We start from the raw sequence: 17,286 nt of genomic DNA, 5'->3' as shown, positions 1-17,286 counted from the left end.
ACCATGCCAAACCACCAGACCCGCTTTGTAACCCTGGAAGACAAACCCGACTGGCGCGCCCTGTTTAACGGCTACGCCGACTTCTATGGCGTTCCAATGGATGACGCGACCGCCGACCGGGTATTGGACTGGCTGCTCGACCCAAACCATGTACTCGAAGGGCTGGTGGTGTGTGACGAAGCCGGTGCCGTCGTTGGTCTGGCTCATGTTCGTGCCTGCCCGCGTCCACTGGGTGGCTGTGACGTGGGCTTTCTGGATGACATGTTTGTTGACCCGGCCGCACGCGGCAGCGGTGCTGCGGATGCCCTGTTCGAAGCGCTGCAAGCCCTTGCCAGTGAACGTGGCTGGCCCGCATTGCGCTGGATTACCCAGCATTTCAACGAGCGGGGTCGTGGTTTCTACGACCGATACACCGGTGGCCCCAGCGACTTCATCATGTATCAGTTGAAACAGGGCTAGCGCCACCGAATCTGGCGGGTTGCTGTTCAAGCCCGGCTGAACAGGCTGTCCTGCGCGCGATGGCTTTTGGTATGCTGTCGCTCAATTACTGTCGATTCGAGGTTGTGCATGTCGTCTTACTGGAGCCCTCTGGTTCACTCTCTGGACCCCTACATCCCGGGTGAACAACCCAGGGTAGACGGCCTGATCAAGCTGAACACCAATGAAAGTCCCTACCCGCCAGCGCCGGGTGTTGCTCAACTGTTGCAGCAACCGGCTACCGCCGAGCGGTTGCGTCTGTATCCGGACCCGAACTCCCAGTCGTTGAAAGACGCCATTGCCGAAGACCAGGGTCTGGCACCGGCGCAGGTATTTGTCGGCAACGGCTCAGATGATGTACTGGCCATGGCGTTTATGGGGCTGCTGAAGCAAGCCCGACCGATTCTGTTCCCGGACATCACCTACAGTTTTTATCCGGTGTATTGCCAGTTGTTTGGGGTGGAGTATCACACCATCCCACTCGCAGAGGATTTTTCGCTGGATCTTGATGCCTATACCACCGACAACGGCGGCATCATTTTCGCCAACCCAAATGCGCCAACCGGCCTGGCGCAGTCACTCGATCAGATTGAAACCCTGCTGCAGCGCAATACCGGATCGGTCGTTGTGGTCGACGAGGCCTATGTGGATTTTGGCGCGGAGTCTGCCGTGGCACTGATCGACCGCTACCCGAACTTGCTGGTTGTACAGACCTTCTCCAAATCCCGATCGCTGGCCGGAATGCGGCTTGGCTTCGCAGCCGGGCAGGCGCACCTGATCGAAGCGCTGAACCGGGTGAAGAACTCGTTCAACCCTTATCCGATTGACCGCATCGCCGAAGCGGTCGGCTGTGCTGCCGTGCGCGATGTTGGTTATTTCGAGGCCTGCTGCCAACAGATTATGGCAACCCGCGAGACCGTCACCGGAGCCCTGGTTGGACTGGGTTTTGAGGTACTGCCTTCGAAAACCAATTTTGTCTTTGCGCGTCCGCCCGCCGGTTTGGATGCCGCGGAACTGGCCAACCGGTTACGGCAGGATAACGTACTGATCCGCTACTTTAATAAACCCAGGGTCCGTGAGTTTGTGCGTATCTCCATCGGCACCGATGAACAGATGGACAGACTACTCTCCCTGGTCCGGTCGTATCTGCAGTAGCGATCAGTCTGTTTGCATCATCGACTAGACTGACAGCCCATTCCTTAAATAGCGGAGCTACGATGGTTACGCTGGCTTTCGATGTGTACGGCACACTGATCAACACTCAGGGCATTCAATTGACTCTGGCGGACATGCTGCACGATGAGCAGCAGGCTGCGGCGATCAGTCGTCGCTGGCGCGAGAAACAGCTGGAGTACAGTTTTCGCCGCGGGCTGATGGAGCAGTATCAGCCGTTCTCGGTCTGTACCCGCCAGGCGCTGAGCTTTGCCCTGAGTGAAGCGAGCGTCGCATTGAGTGACGACCAGTGTGATCAGTTACTGATGGCGTACCGGCATCTGCCGGCCTTTCCGGATGCCGTGAGTCTATTGCAGCAACTGTCGTTGATGGGGGTCGATGCCTTTGGCTTCACCAATGGCGAGGCGGCCATTGCGTCAGAATTGCTAGAGAATGCCGGGTTGATCGAGGACTTGAAAGGCATTGTCAGCGTCGATCTGTTGCGCACCTTCAAGCCAGCTCCACGGGTGTATCAGCACTTCCTTGAAACGGCAGATTCGCGCGCCGACAATACCTGGCTTATCTCCGGCAACCCCTTTGATATTCTGGGCGCGCGGCATGCAGGCTGGCGAACCGCCTGGGTTAATAGGGCCGACGCCCCGTTCGACCCCTGGGGGGAAGCACCTGACGTTACCGTGCCTTCTCTGACTGACCTGGCGGGAAAATTGGGCTTGTAAAGCCTGATGGAAGTTCCCTCATGACGGCACGTCCAACGACAATCGTTCCTGGTTATGGGTAAGCACGTGCTGGCCGTTTAGAAGCCCAACCTTGCGATTAATGAAAGTCCTGGCTAATAAACATCTTCCAGGTAGCGACCCTCTCGTTTTAGGGTGTCGACACTGGTGCCGAGTGGCACCAGCAGGTCATCGATTACCTGCCTGACCCCGGTAGCCATCTCCCGCCCGCCACACACCAGTATCTGCGCACCCTTTTCAATCATGTCGCGAAGGGTTGGTGCGTCTTCGGTGATTCTGTCCTGAACATAGGCCCGATTGTCAGTTCTTGAGAAGGCCGTCGTCAGGCCGGTTAACCGGCTGTCATCAAGATAACGGTCAAGTTCAGGCTGATAGAGAAAGTCCGACTGGGGGTTTCGTCCCCCCCAATAGAGGAACATGGGGTTGCGGGCATTGTTCTTCCTTATAAATCCGGCCAGCGGACCAATGCCAGCGCCTGCTCCGATTAAGATGATGGGGTGCCGACCGGGTGCCGGTCTGAAGTCCGGGTTAGGCTGGATGAAGCCCTGAATTTGCTCACCCGTTTTCAGGTTGTGCAGAAACCCGGAACAGACGCCGCCAGGCTGCTTGCGCACACAAATTTCCAGTAAACCGTCGGTGCTTGAACAGGCCAGTGAATAATAACGGGGCGTTTCGTCACCCGGCGGGATCACACCGATCAGGTCACCGGCTTCAAATTCCGGTAGGGGTCTGGCACCCCGCCAGGGAAGATAGGATGCCATGCCGGTTTTCCGGGCTGGCCCGAACCGCAGGATGCTGGTGGGCGCATCGATCTGTGCGCCGAAGTCAGCCCGGTCAAGCAGTTCGAGCTTGAACCGGGTTGAAGGGACAGGGTCATGGACGAGTGACAACGGCACATCGATCCGTTTTGCCAGTCGGTGGCCCCAGTCATTGAACATCCGGGATGACTGTCGATCAATAAACGCGGCCTCATCGAGCCGTTCGAGCCCAATTCTCCCCAGCGCTTCGTCCACTTCAACGGCAAACCGGCAGTAGTCGGCATATTGCCGGTCACCAAAGCCGAGTACAGCGAAAGAAAGACCGTGGGTGATGTGAAAGTGGTTCAGTTTCCGCATGAACGATTCGGCAGACGCAGGCGGGCCACCGTCGCCGTAAGTGGCTGTCAGTACGAACAGCATCGAGGCGCTGGGGTAGGCTTGAGCCAGATCGTTCATGTCGGCCGTCAGCACCCGTCGTCCTGCTGCGACCATTTGCTCATGAAGGACTCGGGCAAAACCATAGGTCGTGTTGTGTTCTGAACCGACCAGAATCACCGTATCGGCGGTTGCGATGTCGGCGTTGTTCAGCGAACGGTCTACCGAACTCCGGCGCCGCCACCAGATGCGGGTTCCACTGATGCCGAGAACCGGTACGGTCAGTGATGACGCGCCCACTAACAGCCCAAGCCACCACAAACCCTCGCCGGTATGCAGACTGAGGATCAGGCCATGGAGCCGACTGTGGGAGGTTGTCGCTTCAAATTCCAGCAGTTCGCCGGTGGACGGGTCAACAAACCCAGAGCCTTGCCGGGTGCTCAGTGAGTACACATCCAATGGATCATGCGGGTATGGAAAGACCAGTTCATGCAAAGAATTCAGGTCGGTTTCCCGAAGCGCCTTGAGCGAGCTAACGGTGGCAGGAGTGCCGCCAGTCACCTCTGCCGGGTAGGCCGGTTCATTGCTCATCGGCTCAGGTGCCAGACCGAATCGAACGGCAGACAGGTAGGTGCCGGTCAGGGCTGACAGCAGTAATCCGATGATCGCAAAGCGTGCCAGTTCAGAGTGCACCCGCTGATCACCGGTTCCCGTCAGTGGTTTTAACAGTGATCGCCAACCACCAGAGCGGCGAGCCAGCAGAAAGGCACCCGAAAGGCACATCAATACCATGACGGCAGCGGTCAGACCCGCGAGCAAACGTCCGCCATCGTCGCGCAAAAACGCACGGTGCAGATCCTTGACCCAGCGGAACAGGGGTGGCGGCTGATAGGACCCGACTCCCAAACCTGTCAGAGGGTCGACCCGGTCTGCTCCCGGGGTACCGTCATTGACGTAGTAAACGACAATCACACCCGAGGGTAATCGCTTTATCTGTTCGGTCTGCGGATAGTGGTTCACCACTCGGCCGGCGAGCTGGGCGACTGAAACTGTGCCCTGTGCCGGAATGGTCGCACCTGAACGATCCAGAGCGGGAGACACCGATAAGATGGCCCCGCTGCTGGCAACGGTGATCAACAGTACCGCAGCCAATAAGCCAGCGATTGAATGAAAGGTGCGCCACATGAACAGAGCTCCTGTATAGCCTCAGAATTCGTAGGTGAACGACTCTACGTAGCCTCGTCCGCTGATGGGGTTGCCCGCGCCTTCCGTCGTCAGCGGCGCCACGACATCCGACCGGTTATCACGCAGATCCTCCACCGCGGAATCGATACGAATCTCGTGACCGCTGTCGAGCAGGGAATCGTCCAGGTCGAGCGTAATCCTGAGTGTACGGCCGCGGGTGACACTGGCTCCGGTCAGGCCGTCGTAGTCCGCCGGGTTCATGCGACTGCCTCTGGCCCAGTCACGCAAGTGCTCGTAGTACTTGCGTTTGCCGCCCGCGATCCAGAGGGTGCCCTTGTAGACTCCGTTCGAGTCCGTCAGGTAGAGGGCGAGGTAAGCTCCGTCCCCCCGGTAGTTGGCCATCTGAGTGGTTAACGTGACTTCCCTTGCCAGAGCCAGGGCAGGGAATGCCAGCACCACAGCAAGAACGAGTGTTAACAGGGGTTGCTTCATTGTCTGATCTCCGCGGTGGTTGTGTTCGCCGTAAAACAGTTATTCAACGGTGACCGTAGGTCGATTGTTTACAATGCCGTTCGTTGGGGCAGAGGGCTGCCCGGCATTAGTCGGTTGGCGGTTGACGGCCGGCTGATACTGACGGTTGTTGTCCTTGTCGTCGTCATGGTCATCATCGTCATAGCCGTCCTCGTCGTCTTCTCGCTCCCATTCCATCATTTCAAGCGACGCGGGGGCGAAGCTGGCTTCCACACGATTTCCCTCGTTGTCCTGTGCTTTGACTTCATAACAGCCGTCGTCAATTTTGATGCGATAAACAATCCAGCCGTCGTCCTGCAATTGCTGGCGCAATGCCTCTCTAGGCTGCCAGTTGGCAATGGGGTCGTCGCAGTCGTCATCGGCCAGTGCTGCCCCGCTGATCAGCAGGAGGGATAGGCTCAGAGCCAGGGAAGGTGTTTTCATGATTGCTGTCCTCTCAGTTGAATGTCACCACTGTATCCGGTGTTTCTGACTCGGACCTGAAAGGGGTAATACCTCGACGCGTGTGTCTGTTTTCAGCAAACGTTTGGAATTCAGATGGTTGTCAGGTTTCAGCGATACTATGGTAAGCACATAACCCGTTTAAGGATGTCGAATGCGCGTGTTGTTAGTGGAAGACACTGTCGGCCTTGGCGAGGCGGTCCAGGAGCAGATCAGCGCCGATGGCCATGCAGTAGACTGGGTGCAAACCCTCGCATTTGCCGAAACCAGCGTGAGAACCACGCACTACGATCTGATTCTTCTGGACCTTCAGTTGCCCGATGGCTTTGGCATTGATTTTCTGAAGTCCCTGCGCCACGGCGGAAATGCCACCCCGGTGATTATTCTGACGGCGCGCGACCAGGTATCCGATCGCATTGAGGGGCTGAATTGCGGCGCGGACGACTACCTGGTCAAACCGTTTGACCTGTCGGAATTGTCGGCCCGGGTGTTTGCGGTTGCCCGTCGATACCGCGGCAATCCGAATCCAGTGGTGTCTGTTGGTGAACTGACCGTCAATCTGGGCGATCACACCGTTGTGCGCAATGGCGAGCCCATTGAGCTCACATCGCGGGAGTGGGCACTGCTCGACGCATTCCTGCAACACCCGGGGAAGTTGCTCTCAAGGTCGCAGCTCGAAGACCGGCTCTATGAATTCGGCGCCGAAATTGAGAGCAATACCATCGAGGTTTATATCAGCCGTTTGCGCAAGAAACTGGGACGGGATCTGGTGGCAACCGTTCGTGGCATGGGCTACCGGTTGAAAACCCATGAAGGGTAAACGCAGCTTGCAGAGAACGCTCAGCCTGGGCCTGACAGCGGGCGTCACCGTGCTTTGGTTGCTGGGTGTGCTGGCTTCAGGCATGGTTGCACAGCACGAAATGGAAGAGGTATTCGACAGTGCGTTGCAGGAAACGGCGCAACGAATTCTGCCATTGGCGGTGACCGATATCCTCAGTCGTGAATCCGATCGTGTGCAGAAGACAGCACCGGCGATGGCGGACCACGACGAATACCTGACCTACCTCATACGGGATGCGTCTGGCACTGTTTTGCTTCAGTCGCATGATGTGGATCTATCGGTATTTAACGAGCGACCGGGAAATGGATTTTATAACACCGCTACCCACCGACTTTACGGCACCTCTGCCGTCAGCCAGACGATATTCATCGACATTGCCGAACCGCTGATGCATCGGCAAGAGGCGGCCTTAGAAGCCGGCATCGCACTCCTGTTGCCATTGTTGCTGCTGATTCCGGTCAGTCTTCTGGGCGTCTGGTGGACGGTTCGGTTTTCATTGCGCCGGGTGGTGGACTTCAGCGAGTCACTGGAAGTTCGTGGAGCGGCCGATTTGTCTCCCGTGCCGGTCGATCAACTTCCGCAAGAACTGGAACCCATGGCCGTCTCGATCAACCGGTTACTGGAGCGACTTCGGCGCGTACTTGATGCCGAGCGAAGCTTCACCGCCAACAGTGCCCATGAGTTACGAACGCCCCTGGCAACAGCGCTGGCAAAAGTGCAACGCTTGAAAGCGGATCTGTCTGAAACACCCTCTTTGCGTAAAGTGGCTGAGATCGAAGCGTCGCTGCAGGGGCTGTCGCGGCTGTCACAGAAGCTGCTTGAACTGGCAAAAGCAGAAGGCGGTGGTGTCCTGTCGGAGACCCCATACAACCTGGTACCGGTGCTTGAGACGGTTGTGAGTGATTGTGAGCGGGAGGAACCCGGTCGCCTGATACTTCAGCGCAGTGATGCCCCAGTTAATTCACTGTTGAACCCGGATGCGTTTGCCATACTCGTTAGAAACCTGATCGACAATGCACTCAAGCATGGTGAGCAGGGATCACCCGTGAAAGTAGCCCTTTCGGCAGACGGAAAACTGGCTGTTACCAACCGGGGCACCGCGTTGGGGCCTGACGAATTGGCCGGATTGCGCAAACGGTTTGTTCGTTCACACACCCAGGCGCCGGGGTCGGGTATTGGCTTGGCGATTGTCGATGCCATTGTTGAAGGTGCTGGTTTGCACCTGGTATTGCGGTCTCCGGCGCCGGAGCAGCAAGACGGGTTTCAGGCCGAGCTCAATGTCGTTGTCAGTCGATAGCCGGTTAGCGGGCTTTATGTTGTGCCCATTGACCGGTCCAAACCGTTGAGTGAAGCGCATGAACGGCCGTAATAAACGGTCGTGACTGGTTTACCAGGTGCCCGGGTCTTCAATGCCACTGCCAAGCGCCCGCACCCGGGCGTTTCGCTGGCAGGCGATGAGATTCTCTTAAATGATAATATTTATCATTTGCATTGGTTGTGGTAGGCTCCGACCTATCAGACAGGCTTTATCAACCCGTTTAACAGGAGACACCGACATGGTCAAACCAGAACCCCGCGAGCTGGAAGTACTGGCTACCCGCGATGTCACCCCTCACATGCGCCGCGTTACCCTGGGCGGCGCGGGCATGGCGTCGTTTCCCGACGACCAGGCGAGCGCTTACATCAAACTGATTTTCCCGTCCCCGGGCGAAGCCCGCCCGCTGATGCGAACCTACACCGTTCGCCACCACCGCGACGCTGAAATCGATGTCGATTTCGTGATTCACGATACGACGGGCCCGGCATCCCAATGGGCGCAGGACACTCAGCCGGGCGACCGGATTCTGATTGGGGGACCAGGCCCCAAAAAGCTGGTTAATGAGCAGGCTGACTGGTTTCTGCTGATCGGCGACATGACAGCGCTACCGGCGATCAGCGTCAATCTCGGGCTGTTGCCGGCCGATGCCCGTGGCTATGCCGTTATTGAAGTGCTCGACCGTGCCGACATTCAGGAACTGGAAAAACCGGATGACCTGGAACTGGTCTGGGTGGTAAACGCCGAGCCCGACCCGGACGGCCAGGTGCTGCTGAACCGGGTTAAGCAACTCGACTGGCTGCCAGGGCAGCCGGCCGCCTGGGCTGCTTGCGAGTTTCAAAGCATGCGAGCGTTGCGGGCTTTTTTCAAACAGGACAAGCAAGTCGCCAGGAGCCATCTCTACGTGTCCAGTTATTGGAAGATGGGCATCAGTGAAGATCAGCACAAGGTGGTTAAGAGCCAGGACGCCGAACAGGCCAAAGCCGACTGAGCCGTCAACGGTCCCGGGCGTTATCGAGCAAGGTTCGCAGTTTGCGTAACACCGGTAGAATGGACTGGGCCTCTCCCGGCTCAAACTCCGGTACCAGGCGGGCGATGTCCGGACCGATGGTGTGGATCGCGCGTTCACGAACGTCACGACCCGCGTCGGTCAGGATGACCAGTTTCCCACGGCCGTCAGCCGGGTTGGGTACCAGGTGAATGAGCCCGCGTTTCTCAAGCCCGGCCAGCGTATGTGACATGCTGGTCTTGGGTACCTGAAAGGCGCGAGCCATGTCGATCGGCGTGCGGCCATCCCCCAGGCGGACCAAATGATTCAACGCACCGAAATGGTGGATGGTCAGGCCGTCCTCCAGCCGGGATTCCAGCAACGCCCGACTCAGCTGCGCGATGATGCCCACTTCATTAAGCAGTTCGAACATAGTGCGCCCATCATCCGGTGGCGTGGTGTCAGGTGCGTTTGATTTTGTCATCCAGGCTCCAGCGCGGGGTTTGCGGCGCCGGAGCAGCATACCCTAAACGACCGAGCATCTGAATGGTCTCGCCGGACTGCGCCAGCGCCTGGTGTACCTGGCGATAATGGTCGGCCATCTCCGGGTATTCCTGCAAACATTGGCTAACCGGGTGCAGCGACAGCCCTTGTTGCGTGGTCAGCAAATTGAGCCTCAGCCAGGCGCGACCGCTGGCAATTTGCGTAGTGCGGCTATTATCGGCGCTGGCAAGCCACACAAAAGCAGGCGTTGCAGCCAGCATCGGCTCGTACATCGAAATGCCGGTTTCATAGCTTTGCGTGCCGGGTGTGGCCAGGGCTTCACGGGTGACCAGCCCTGTGGCGATCAGCGCCTCAAGCGGCATACCACCCAAATCAATGCCGTCGGGGTTGGCGTTGATTTCGGCCTTGCCCAGTCGCATCAGATCGATGCTTTCTTCAAGCGCCGCCGGCGTGTGGTATTCCACCAGCCAGGCCTCCCAGGTCAGTGCCCGAAGACTGGCAACGCGCCTGGCCTCTACGGTTCCGTCAAAGCGAACACCCGGCACGGCGGGAGCCAGGGATGCCAGGGTCGTATCGGCTACCGGGCGATCCATGTCGAATGGGGCCTTGTTGGAGCGTCTGTAAGGGATCTGCGCAAACAGAGGGTCGGTCGGTAGGTCGGCAGCGGTAAAGGTACAACGGGCCACCGGACGGTCGCCCAGCCGGTCTTGCTCACTGCCCTCAGGAAACAGCACCGTGTCTACCCGGTAGCCGCGTGCACTGGCGGCGATGGTCATCTGCTCCAGAAAGCAGCCGAGCCCGATGGTCAGTTGACGGTCGAAGGGGTCGGTCTCCGGTAGTCGGCGTGTCGGGTCTGGCAACAGCGTAACGGTGTCTGCTTCGCTTAAGTCCACCATCCAGGGCTGCAGATTGTGAGGGTTGGGCGCCAGAATCGCGTGGGACAGGGCGTACCGGCGCGGCTCTTCATAGGTGCCAGCCTGCGTCCACGGCGCCAGCGCTGCATGAGGCGTGCGGGTAACTGAAAACAACCAAATACCACTGCCTGCCGCAACGATGGCGCCGCCACCTGCCAGGGTCAAAAAGTGCCGTCTTGATAAGCTGGAGAGTATGGGGGTCTTCATCTGTTGGTACCGGTCTATGAGTGAAGTTTTGAGCATATAGTGCGACTTCGTACTAAACAAGTGCGATATCGTACTAAAATGTAAATTCAAGACACTTGCAGCGACGGGAATCGCTTGGGATATTGGCTGCTAACCCGGTACGACATCGCCTGTGTGCCTTTTTACGATTACCCAGGAGCTACTTTCCATGAACTATCAATGGATCGTCTTTGACGCAGACGACACCCTGTTCGATTTTGGCAAAGCGGAACAGCACGCGGTGGGTCGCTTGCTGACGAGCCACAATGTTGAAGACACCGAGACTCATCAGCGACTTTACCGGGGCATCAACAAGCACCTCTGGCAGGAGCTGGAACGCGGAGCCATCGACCCGGGCGAACTCAAGGTCACGCGCATTCGGCGGTTTTTCGACGAAATGGGCATAGCGGCGGACCCGGCCGAATGGGCCGATCATTTTCTGGATTTTCTGGCGGAAGGGTCGCATTTGCTGGAAGGGGCTGCGGGCGTCGTTACCCGGCTGGCAAAACACGCCCAACTCGGCATTCTGACCAACGGTCTGACCCGGGTGCAACGCTCGCGGTTGGAGCGCAGTGGTCTGGCAGAGCACATAGCTGTTTTGACGATTTCCGAAGAAGTGGGGGCAAGCAAACCCGCCGCCGCGATTTTTGAAGCCATGGAGCGGGCGATGCAATCACCGGAAAAATCCCGGGTGCTGATGGTGGGTGATCGCTACGAGACCGATATTATCGGCGCCCGACGCTTCGGCTGGGATACGGCCTGGCTGTCGCCGGAATTGCTGGACGATCTTGAGCCACCAACCTACCACCTGACCGATATACGCCAGTTACCTGGATTGCTGCTGGGAGACTGATCTGGTTAATCTGTTGCTATGACGGGGCTATTCTTCATCGCTATCAGGAAGGGTGACGGTGTTAAACCAATAGGCATCCATGGTGCTGATCAACTGCTGCAAGGCGTCGAATCTGAGGGGGTACTTCAGCACCGTATTGGCCCCCAGGTGATACAGCATGCGAGTGAAAGACGGGTCTTCCCGGGACAGAAAAATAACTGAAGGGACCAGTTTCCAGCGTGGCAGAAGCCGTAAATCCGACAGTGTTTCGTGGGTTTTTTCCTCGTCATCCACATAGGCGATCAGGATCAGGTCGACCTGGACCGTCGAGGCTGATTGCAAGGATGAGCCGATCAGTGACTGGTGGAAGCTGTGAAAATTTTCATGGTATTCAATGTGGTGAGTCAGGCAAAAAGAAGCCAGCGCTGATTCAATATGGTGCGCAACGGTCTCATCATCAGAGAGCAACAGGATGGTTCTCGGCATGAATGACTTTTGGTCTGAACGCATCTTTATAGGCCCTCCCTTGCTATGCCTTGCCACATTGCCTGGCTAAAGTGCTGGCTGTCAGGAATTCTGATCGGCACTTCTGATACCACCCGCCTTTCGGAGTATCGGCTCCAGGTCCGTCAGGTTAAGCGGCCGATAGTACAAATACCCCTGACAAACCCGGCAGCCCTGGGACTGCAACTGTTGCTTCTGTTCATTCGTCTCCACACCCTCGGCCACGACACTTAACCCGAGCCCCTGGGCAAGCGATAGAATCGACTGGGTGATGGCCGGTTCCCGCAAGCCTGTGATACCCGCTTCTGAGACAAAACTCTTGTCAATCTTAATGCGGTCTAACGGAAATTCACGCAAATACCGCATAGAGGAATACCCGGTGCCAAAATCATCAATGGCAATACCAACACCTGCTTTGCGAATGGCACCCAGCATCGCAGCCTGGTTCAATCCATTCTCGATCAGGGCTTCTTCGGTGAGCTCCAGCTCAAGCATACCGGGTGGAACCCGATATTGCTTTATGCAGCTGAGCAGTTGCTTCAGAAAACCATGAAACTTCAACTGGCGCGGCGATACGTTCACCGAGACAGGCACGTTCAGTCCGGCTTCTCGCCATAGCTGCAACTGCTTGCAGGCGGCTTCAATCACCCAGCAGCCGAGGGGTACGATCAGGCCACTGCGAACCGCCACGGGAATGAACTCGATCGGCGACATGACTTGCCCGTCCGAACGGTTCCAGCGAATCAGTGCCTCCAACCCGCAAATGGCGCCGGTTTCAAGGTCGATCTGTGGCTGATAGAAGAGTTCAAACTGCTGAAGCCGCAGGGCATGGCGCAGCTCTTTTTCGGTTTCCAGTCCATGAATCAGTCGAGCCTGCAAACGGTCGGTGAAAATATGGTAGCCTCCCGCCCCTTGTGCTTTAGACTCGTACAACGCCATATCGGCTTTTTGCATCAGTTCCATGGCCATTTGCCCGTGGTGGGGGTAAATGGCAACCCCCATGCTGACGGTAACGTCCAGAGTCGTGTTACTGACCGGAGCCGGGCGGCACATCTCCCGGGAGATTTTCTCCAGAATGTGATTAACCTCTTCTACGTTCTCAATGTTGTCAATCAGCGCAGTAAATTCATCGCCGCCGATGCGGGCAACAAAATCACTTTTGCGAACGGCCCGGCGCAGCCGGTCTCCCATCAGCGTTAGAAGCAGATCACCGACATGATGACCAAGGCTGTCATTGATATCCTTAAACCGGTCGAGATCGAGAAATATCACCGCCAGATGCTGTTTCTTGCGGGTGGCGCGGGCTATGGCCAGCTCCATGTGTTCTTCAAAAATGTGGCGGTTACCGAGGCCCGTGAGTGGGTCTCTGCGGACCAGTTCGGCAATTTTGAATTCGACTTCCTTGCGCTCGATGGCATGGCGAATACTGCGGTCTAGCAATGCCGTAGACAGCTCGTCCTTGGGTATAAAATCTGCCGCTCCTTCTTTCATCAGCATATCGTCGAGCTCGGGGGAATTACTCCCGGTCATTACAATGATCGGCCGTTTAAACTGCAACGTTTTAGCTTGCTGGAGTAATTCCAGGCCGGAGTGACTGCCCAAGAAGTAGTCGAGCAAAATGAGGTCACAGTCATCCTGATACAGCGCCTCGCTGGCGGCGTTGTACTCCGATATATGCTGAACGTTGTACTGGTTCCGGTCGCTTTTCAGCAGCGACTGTTTCACCAGCATGAAATCTGCAGCGTCATCTTCCACTACCAGTATCCTGATCATAGGCTTGTTCATGGAGCGGGTTCCTGCGAAGGCGATAGTGAATGACCAAACCAGTAGCGATAGAGCGTAGACACTATGTTTTCAAGCTTGGATAAATCGTCTGGCTTGCAAATGTATGAATTTGCGTTCAGTGCGTAGCTCTTCTGAATGTCATCCGGTGACTCGGAGGTCGAGAAAACGATGACTGGAATATCCGCCAGCGAAGGGTTCGCTTTTATGTCGCGCAAGCAAGACCGGCCATCTTTTCCGGGCATATTCAGATCGAGCAGAATCACCATGGTCGGTGCCAACGGGTCGGGAGCTCTGGTGCGCTCCGCCAGGTAGTTCATCAACGCATCACCGTTGCTCAAGCCCTTCACCGAAAGGGGAAGTAGCGCTCGCTTAACGGCTGTTTTAACCAGTAAAAAGTCCTCAGGGTCATCATCAACAACCAGCAACAGGAATTCGGTTTCAGAAATCATGGGCAGCCTCGGTATGCGGATTGACCGGTAATTCAATGACGAAACGCGTGCCTTTCCCCGGTGTGCTGTCGGCCCGTATCACGCCTTGGTGGCGGTCTACAATTTTTCGGCAAATGGCCAGCCCCATCCCAGTGCCGGGGTAACTGTCTCTGCCATGCAGGCGTTTGAATACCTCAAAGATCTGTTCGCTATACTGGTTATCGAAACCGATGCCGTTGTCTTCAATTGTGAGCCGGTACCGGTCACCATTGACCGCTTCACCCTGTATTCGGATGATCGGGGGCTGCTCTTGACGGCGATACTTAAGCGCATTGGAGACAATGTTCTGCAACAGTTGCCGGATCTGACTTGGGTCCATAGTAAGCTGATCAAGAGAGGCAACTTCTAAACGGGCCTGGCTTTCCTCAATCGTCATCTGCAAGTCGGACAACACTTCCCGAACCACTTCGTTGAGGTCGGTCAGGACGAACTGACCGCCATGGGACGTTACGCGGCTGTATGAAAGCAGGCTATCAAGCAGTTCGCGCATCCGTTCAGCGGCATCCACAACATAGTTGGCGAAGGTTTCTCCCTCATCAGTGAAATTTCCGTAGTCCTTGCTGAGAAGTAATTTGGAAAAGGAGATGATCTTGCGCAATGGCTCGCGCAAATCGTGTGAGGCTATGAAAGCAAACTCCTTCAGTTCCCGGTTAGAACGTTCCAGTGCCTCACTGCGTTGTTCTATTTTTCGTTCATAGTTGCGTCGCTCGCTCACATCGACAACGGACGCGACGACTTCGCCATCACTGCTGCCAGTGACCGGGTTAAGGCCAATTTCTACGGGTACGGTTTGGCCATCCGCACACAGGCCAGAAAGATCCCGTCGATCGCCCATCATGCGTTTGGTTGGAGAGCTGATGTATTGCTCCCGATTGGCCTGGTGGGGTATGCGAATATCTGCAGGTACCAATTGCTCAACCCGTTTACCAGACAGCTCGCCGACGTCGTAGTGAAAAATGCTGTGAGCCATGGAGTTGGCCTGCAATATCGTGCCGTCTCTGGAGACCACAATCATCCCGTTGGGGGCCGATTCGAAAATGCTCTGCAAGCGCTGTTTGACTTGCTCAGAGGTTTGAATTTGCAACTCCAGTGCCCGCTTGGCCTGTTGCAGTTCCTGTGTGCGCTCTTCTACGGTTTGCTCAAGTGATTCGTACAATAACCGCAATTGTTGTTCGGCATGGGTGCGCTTGAGCATTTCTTCGTTAAGGGCTTCATTGCGTTCAGTCAGCATGGCCGGGCTGGGGATGGCGAGTACCTTGGGCAACAACGGCCAGATCAGAATGGCGGTTACCAGGGAAATGCCGGCCGTAATCAGTTTAATGATGCCCTCAAAATAATAGTCTGCGTTCCAGATATTCCAGATACCCACCATATGGGTAGTACCGCAGGCCACAATAAAGGCGGCAAACATCTTGATGATCCAACGATAGCCCAGGTCGGCCCGGTCGTACCACAATTTGGCCAGGGCCAGCGGTATGGAAAAATAGGCGATGGCGATCACCGCATCGGAACCGGCATGCAAGGCCAGTAGGTCCGATCGCCAGTAATAGCAATGGCCGTGCGGGATGAAATCGGGGCCAGCTATGTAGTTCCACAATGCTTCCATGAATTCTCCGGATCGACAACAGCACAAAACAGTCTGCTACGAGACCATCCCTGCGCCCGACTCATCAGTCGGGCATCGCGTGAGGTTTTGGGGTATACCAGTCTATGGGGGGCAGCGTAGTAGTAACATCGGTTCTCAACCAGTATCGTGTTGCCTCAGACAGGATCTGAGGGGAGATACCAAGGAAGGAGTTGTGACAGGGTTCTCATATTGCGGTGTAGGTATTGGCTGGGCAGATAATCGGGCGGTGCCATAAGGCGTGTAAGGCACGACCCCGGGGAGAGCGTTTTTCGGCAGGCCCTGAATCAGGCCCACCGGAGGAGTCTCAAATCAGGAAATGGGCGGGGCTACCATCGACACATAATCAGCGTACCCTTCAGCCACCAACTCATCCTTTGGAATGAATCGCAGCGCTGCCGAGTTCATGCAGTAGCGCAATCCGGTGGGTTGTGGGCCGTCGGTGAATACATGGCCGAGGTGCGAGTCGGCGTAAAGACTGCGTATTTCGGTACGCACTGAAAACAACCCTCTGTCTTCATGCTCAGTCACAACGTCTGAGGCAATGGGTTGTGTAAAGCTCGGCCAGCCCGTGCCGGATGTGTACTTGTCGCGCGATGAAAACAACGGCTCGCCCGAGACGATGTCTACATATAAACCTTCGCGCTTTTCATCCCAATATTCGTTGTTGAACGCGCGTTCGGTGCCGTCTTCCTGGGTGACTTTGAACTGGATGTCTGACAGCCGTTGTTCGAGCACCTGCTCACTGGGTTTGGTGAACGTGGCAGGGTTGAAGCCAGGGCCTGCGCTCATATCCATGCTATCCATTTCATCCATGCTGTCCATGTTATCGTTGGAGTCCATAGAGTCCATAGAGTCCATAGAGTCCATGTCATCCATGGAGTCCATGTTATCCATCTCCATGGGCCGGAACTGACCATAGTCTATGTACCGATCCTCTCCCCAAACCGCATCGATAAACTGATACCGTCCGGAATTGTGGGTATAGAATTTATACCGGATTGGATTCTCGGTGTGGTAATCCTGATGGTATTCCTCGGCATCGTAGAACACGTCAAACGGTTCGATCTCGATAATGACCGGCTTTTCATAGCGGTCTTCCGCAATCAGCGCCTGTTTAGCTTCCTGCGCCAGCCTTTGCTGTTCGGGCGAGTGGTAGAAAATGCCCGGACGATACTGAGCACCCCGGTCCACAAATTGGCCGTTGGCATCGGTCGGGTCCATCATGCGCCACAAGCCTTGCAGCAGGCCTTCATAGGTAATGACGCCTGGGTCGTAGTAAACCTGAACCGCTTCGGTGTGACCGGTACGGCCTCCGGAGACGTCTTTGTAGCTCGGGTTCATTTCCGATCCACCGGTATAACCAGATACCGCCTCAGCGACACCGGGCAACGCCTCGAAACCGGCTTCAACACACCAGAAGCATCCACCGGCAAAGGTCGCAATCTCCAGTGACGGATCAGTCGGGGCGTATTGGCTGGTTGAGTCGGAATGGTTGCTGGCCGCCACTTGAACACCCACAGCGGTAATGGCGATCAGCAAGCCTGAATAGAGTAGTGACTGTTTCATGGTGTGTACCTCGTTAGCCTTGG

Annotated in this window: 17 protein-coding genes; 7 read left to right on the top strand and 10 right to left on the bottom strand. The window is 56.4% G+C overall.

Annotated elements, in window-relative coordinates; translation table 11 throughout:
• Positions 1–3 precede the first annotated feature (3 nt).
• The 3 genes from ABJT94_RS12340 (at position 4) to ABJT94_RS12330 (ending at position 2,366) form a co-directional block, all read left to right on the top strand.
• Positions 4–459, top strand: a complete 456-nt coding sequence (locus tag ABJT94_RS12340; RefSeq protein WP_348476181.1) for a GNAT family N-acetyltransferase — start codon at positions 4–6, stop codon at positions 457–459.
• 108 nt (positions 460–567) lie between these two features.
• Complete coding sequence (hisC, locus tag ABJT94_RS12335; protein WP_348476180.1) at positions 568–1,632, top strand: histidinol-phosphate transaminase; 1,065 nt, start codon at positions 568–570, stop codon at positions 1,630–1,632.
• Positions 1,633–1,694: 62 nt separating this feature from the next.
• Positions 1,695–2,366 (top strand): haloacid dehalogenase type II, encoded by a 672-nt coding sequence (locus tag ABJT94_RS12330; RefSeq protein ID WP_348476179.1) that lies wholly within the window; start codon positions 1,695–1,697, stop codon positions 2,364–2,366.
• Between the two features lie 113 nt (positions 2,367–2,479).
• On the opposite strand, the gene ABJT94_RS12325 is transcribed toward ABJT94_RS12330, so the two are convergent.
• From ABJT94_RS12325 to ABJT94_RS12315, 3 genes are read right to left on the bottom strand one after another with little or no spacing between them, the layout of a single operon-like run.
• Positions 2,480–4,702 carry a PepSY domain-containing protein gene (locus ABJT94_RS12325; protein ID WP_348476178.1) on the bottom strand — a complete coding sequence of 741 codons (2,223 nt, stop codon included), beginning with the start codon at positions 4,700–4,702 and terminating at the stop codon, positions 2,480–2,482.
• Positions 4,703–4,723: 21 nt separating this feature from the next.
• Entirely contained in the window at positions 4,724–5,194 is a 471-nt protein-coding gene (locus tag ABJT94_RS12320) for a DUF2271 domain-containing protein (RefSeq protein ID WP_348476177.1), read from the bottom strand.
• Positions 5,195–5,233: 39 nt separating this feature from the next.
• Complete coding sequence (locus tag ABJT94_RS12315) at positions 5,234–5,656, bottom strand: PepSY domain-containing protein (protein WP_348476176.1); 423 nt, start codon at positions 5,654–5,656, stop codon at positions 5,234–5,236.
• A 172-nt stretch (positions 5,657–5,828) separates the two neighbouring features.
• Between ABJT94_RS12315 and ABJT94_RS12310 the strand changes: the two genes are divergently transcribed.
• The 3 genes from ABJT94_RS12310 to ABJT94_RS12300 all read left to right on the top strand — a co-directional run bounded on the left by ABJT94_RS12310 (position 5,829) and on the right by ABJT94_RS12300 (position 8,821).
• The gene (locus tag ABJT94_RS12310; RefSeq protein ID WP_348476175.1) at positions 5,829–6,494 is read left to right on the top strand and encodes a response regulator transcription factor; all 666 of its coding nucleotides are present in this window, start codon (positions 5,829–5,831) and stop codon (positions 6,492–6,494) included.
• Positions 6,484–7,812 carry an ATP-binding protein gene (locus ABJT94_RS12305; protein WP_348476174.1) on the top strand — a complete coding sequence of 443 codons (1,329 nt, stop codon included), beginning with the start codon at positions 6,484–6,486 and terminating at the stop codon, positions 7,810–7,812. Before ABJT94_RS12310 ends, ABJT94_RS12305 begins: the two co-directional genes overlap by 11 nt.
• A gap of 259 nt (positions 7,813–8,071) precedes the next feature.
• Positions 8,072–8,821, top strand: a complete 750-nt coding sequence (locus ABJT94_RS12300; protein WP_348476173.1) for a siderophore-interacting protein — start codon at positions 8,072–8,074, stop codon at positions 8,819–8,821.
• A gap of 4 nt (positions 8,822–8,825) precedes the next feature.
• On the opposite strand, the gene ABJT94_RS12295 is transcribed toward ABJT94_RS12300, so the two are convergent.
• Together ABJT94_RS12295 and ABJT94_RS12290 are read right to left on the bottom strand one after the other, a co-directional pair.
• Entirely contained in the window at positions 8,826–9,302 is a 477-nt protein-coding gene (locus tag ABJT94_RS12295; protein WP_348476172.1) for a MarR family transcriptional regulator, read from the bottom strand.
• A complete protein-coding gene (locus ABJT94_RS12290) occupies positions 9,280–10,443 on the bottom strand; it encodes a twin-arginine translocation pathway signal protein (protein WP_348476171.1) in 1,164 nt (387 codons plus the stop codon). The genes ABJT94_RS12295 and ABJT94_RS12290 overlap by 23 nt, the downstream gene beginning before the upstream one ends.
• A 187-nt stretch (positions 10,444–10,630) precedes the next feature.
• Here ABJT94_RS12290 and ABJT94_RS12285 point away from each other — a divergent pair, with 187 nt between their 5' ends.
• A complete protein-coding gene (locus ABJT94_RS12285) occupies positions 10,631–11,314 on the top strand; it encodes a YjjG family noncanonical pyrimidine nucleotidase (RefSeq protein WP_348476170.1) in 684 nt (227 codons plus the stop codon).
• Between the two features lie 27 nt (positions 11,315–11,341).
• Here the strand turns inward: ABJT94_RS12285 and ABJT94_RS12280 are convergent, their stop codons facing one another.
• From ABJT94_RS12280 to msrB, 5 genes are all read right to left on the bottom strand, one after another.
• A complete protein-coding gene (locus ABJT94_RS12280; protein ID WP_348476169.1) occupies positions 11,342–11,803 on the bottom strand; it encodes a hypothetical protein in 462 nt (153 codons plus the stop codon).
• Between the two features lie 57 nt (positions 11,804–11,860).
• Positions 11,861–13,582, bottom strand: coding sequence for a GGDEF domain-containing response regulator (locus ABJT94_RS12275; protein ID WP_348476168.1), 1,722 nt, complete (start codon positions 13,580–13,582; stop codon positions 11,861–11,863).
• Positions 13,579–14,031, bottom strand: coding sequence for a response regulator (locus ABJT94_RS12270; RefSeq protein WP_348476167.1), 453 nt, complete (start codon positions 14,029–14,031; stop codon positions 13,579–13,581). The genes ABJT94_RS12275 and ABJT94_RS12270 overlap by 4 nt, the downstream gene beginning before the upstream one ends.
• Positions 14,021–15,676: an ATP-binding protein gene (locus tag ABJT94_RS12265; protein WP_348476166.1), complete on the bottom strand. Its 1,656-nt coding sequence runs from the start codon at positions 15,674–15,676 to the stop codon at positions 14,021–14,023. The genes ABJT94_RS12270 and ABJT94_RS12265 overlap by 11 nt, the downstream gene beginning before the upstream one ends.
• Positions 15,677–16,006: 330 nt before the next feature.
• Positions 16,007–17,263: a peptide-methionine (R)-S-oxide reductase MsrB gene (gene msrB, locus ABJT94_RS12260; protein WP_348476165.1), complete on the bottom strand. Its 1,257-nt coding sequence runs from the start codon at positions 17,261–17,263 to the stop codon at positions 16,007–16,009.
• Positions 17,264–17,286 lie beyond the last annotated feature (23 nt).

The sequence above is a fragment of the Saccharospirillum sp. genome (genome assembly GCF_039982735.1).
Lineage (GTDB): Bacteria > Pseudomonadota > Gammaproteobacteria > Pseudomonadales > Natronospirillaceae > Saccharospirillum.
The sequence above is the reverse complement of the archived record's forward strand: the minus strand, read 5'-3'. Positions and strand labels throughout refer to the sequence as shown.

What these genes read in the sequence shown, in the direction of transcription:
- ABJT94_RS12265 (WP_348476166.1), bottom strand. Translation starts at nt 15,676, where the DNA reads ATGGAAGCATTGTGGAACTACATAGCTGGCCCCGATTTCATCCCGCAC.
- ABJT94_RS12270 (WP_348476167.1), bottom strand. Translation starts at nt 14,031, where the DNA reads ATGATTTCTGAAACCGAATTCCTGTTGCTGGTTGTTGATGATGACCCT.
- hisC (WP_348476180.1), top strand. Translation starts at nt 568, where the DNA reads ATGTCGTCTTACTGGAGCCCTCTGGTTCACTCTCTGGACCCCTACATC.
- ABJT94_RS12315 (WP_348476176.1), bottom strand. Translation starts at nt 5,656, where the DNA reads ATGAAAACACCTTCCCTGGCTCTGAGCCTATCCCTCCTGCTGATCAGC.
- ABJT94_RS12285 (WP_348476170.1), top strand. Translation starts at nt 10,631, where the DNA reads ATGAACTATCAATGGATCGTCTTTGACGCAGACGACACCCTGTTCGAT.
- msrB (WP_348476165.1), bottom strand. Translation starts at nt 17,263, where the DNA reads ATGAAACAGTCACTACTCTATTCAGGCTTGCTGATCGCCATTACCGCT.
- ABJT94_RS12300 (WP_348476173.1), top strand. Translation starts at nt 8,072, where the DNA reads ATGGTCAAACCAGAACCCCGCGAGCTGGAAGTACTGGCTACCCGCGAT.
- ABJT94_RS12340 (WP_348476181.1), top strand. Translation starts at nt 4, where the DNA reads ATGCCAAACCACCAGACCCGCTTTGTAACCCTGGAAGACAAACCCGAC.
- ABJT94_RS12310 (WP_348476175.1), top strand. Translation starts at nt 5,829, where the DNA reads ATGCGCGTGTTGTTAGTGGAAGACACTGTCGGCCTTGGCGAGGCGGTC.
- ABJT94_RS12275 (WP_348476168.1), bottom strand. Translation starts at nt 13,582, where the DNA reads ATGAACAAGCCTATGATCAGGATACTGGTAGTGGAAGATGACGCTGCA.
- ABJT94_RS12280 (WP_348476169.1), bottom strand. Translation starts at nt 11,803, where the DNA reads ATGCGTTCAGACCAAAAGTCATTCATGCCGAGAACCATCCTGTTGCTC.
- ABJT94_RS12330 (WP_348476179.1), top strand. Translation starts at nt 1,695, where the DNA reads ATGGTTACGCTGGCTTTCGATGTGTACGGCACACTGATCAACACTCAG.
- ABJT94_RS12325 (WP_348476178.1), bottom strand. Translation starts at nt 4,702, where the DNA reads ATGTGGCGCACCTTTCATTCAATCGCTGGCTTATTGGCTGCGGTACTG.
- ABJT94_RS12320 (WP_348476177.1), bottom strand. Translation starts at nt 5,194, where the DNA reads ATGAAGCAACCCCTGTTAACACTCGTTCTTGCTGTGGTGCTGGCATTC.
- ABJT94_RS12305 (WP_348476174.1), top strand. Translation starts at nt 6,484, where the DNA reads ATGAAGGGTAAACGCAGCTTGCAGAGAACGCTCAGCCTGGGCCTGACA.
- ABJT94_RS12290 (WP_348476171.1), bottom strand. Translation starts at nt 10,443, where the DNA reads ATGAAGACCCCCATACTCTCCAGCTTATCAAGACGGCACTTTTTGACC.
- ABJT94_RS12295 (WP_348476172.1), bottom strand. Translation starts at nt 9,302, where the DNA reads ATGACAAAATCAAACGCACCTGACACCACGCCACCGGATGATGGGCGC.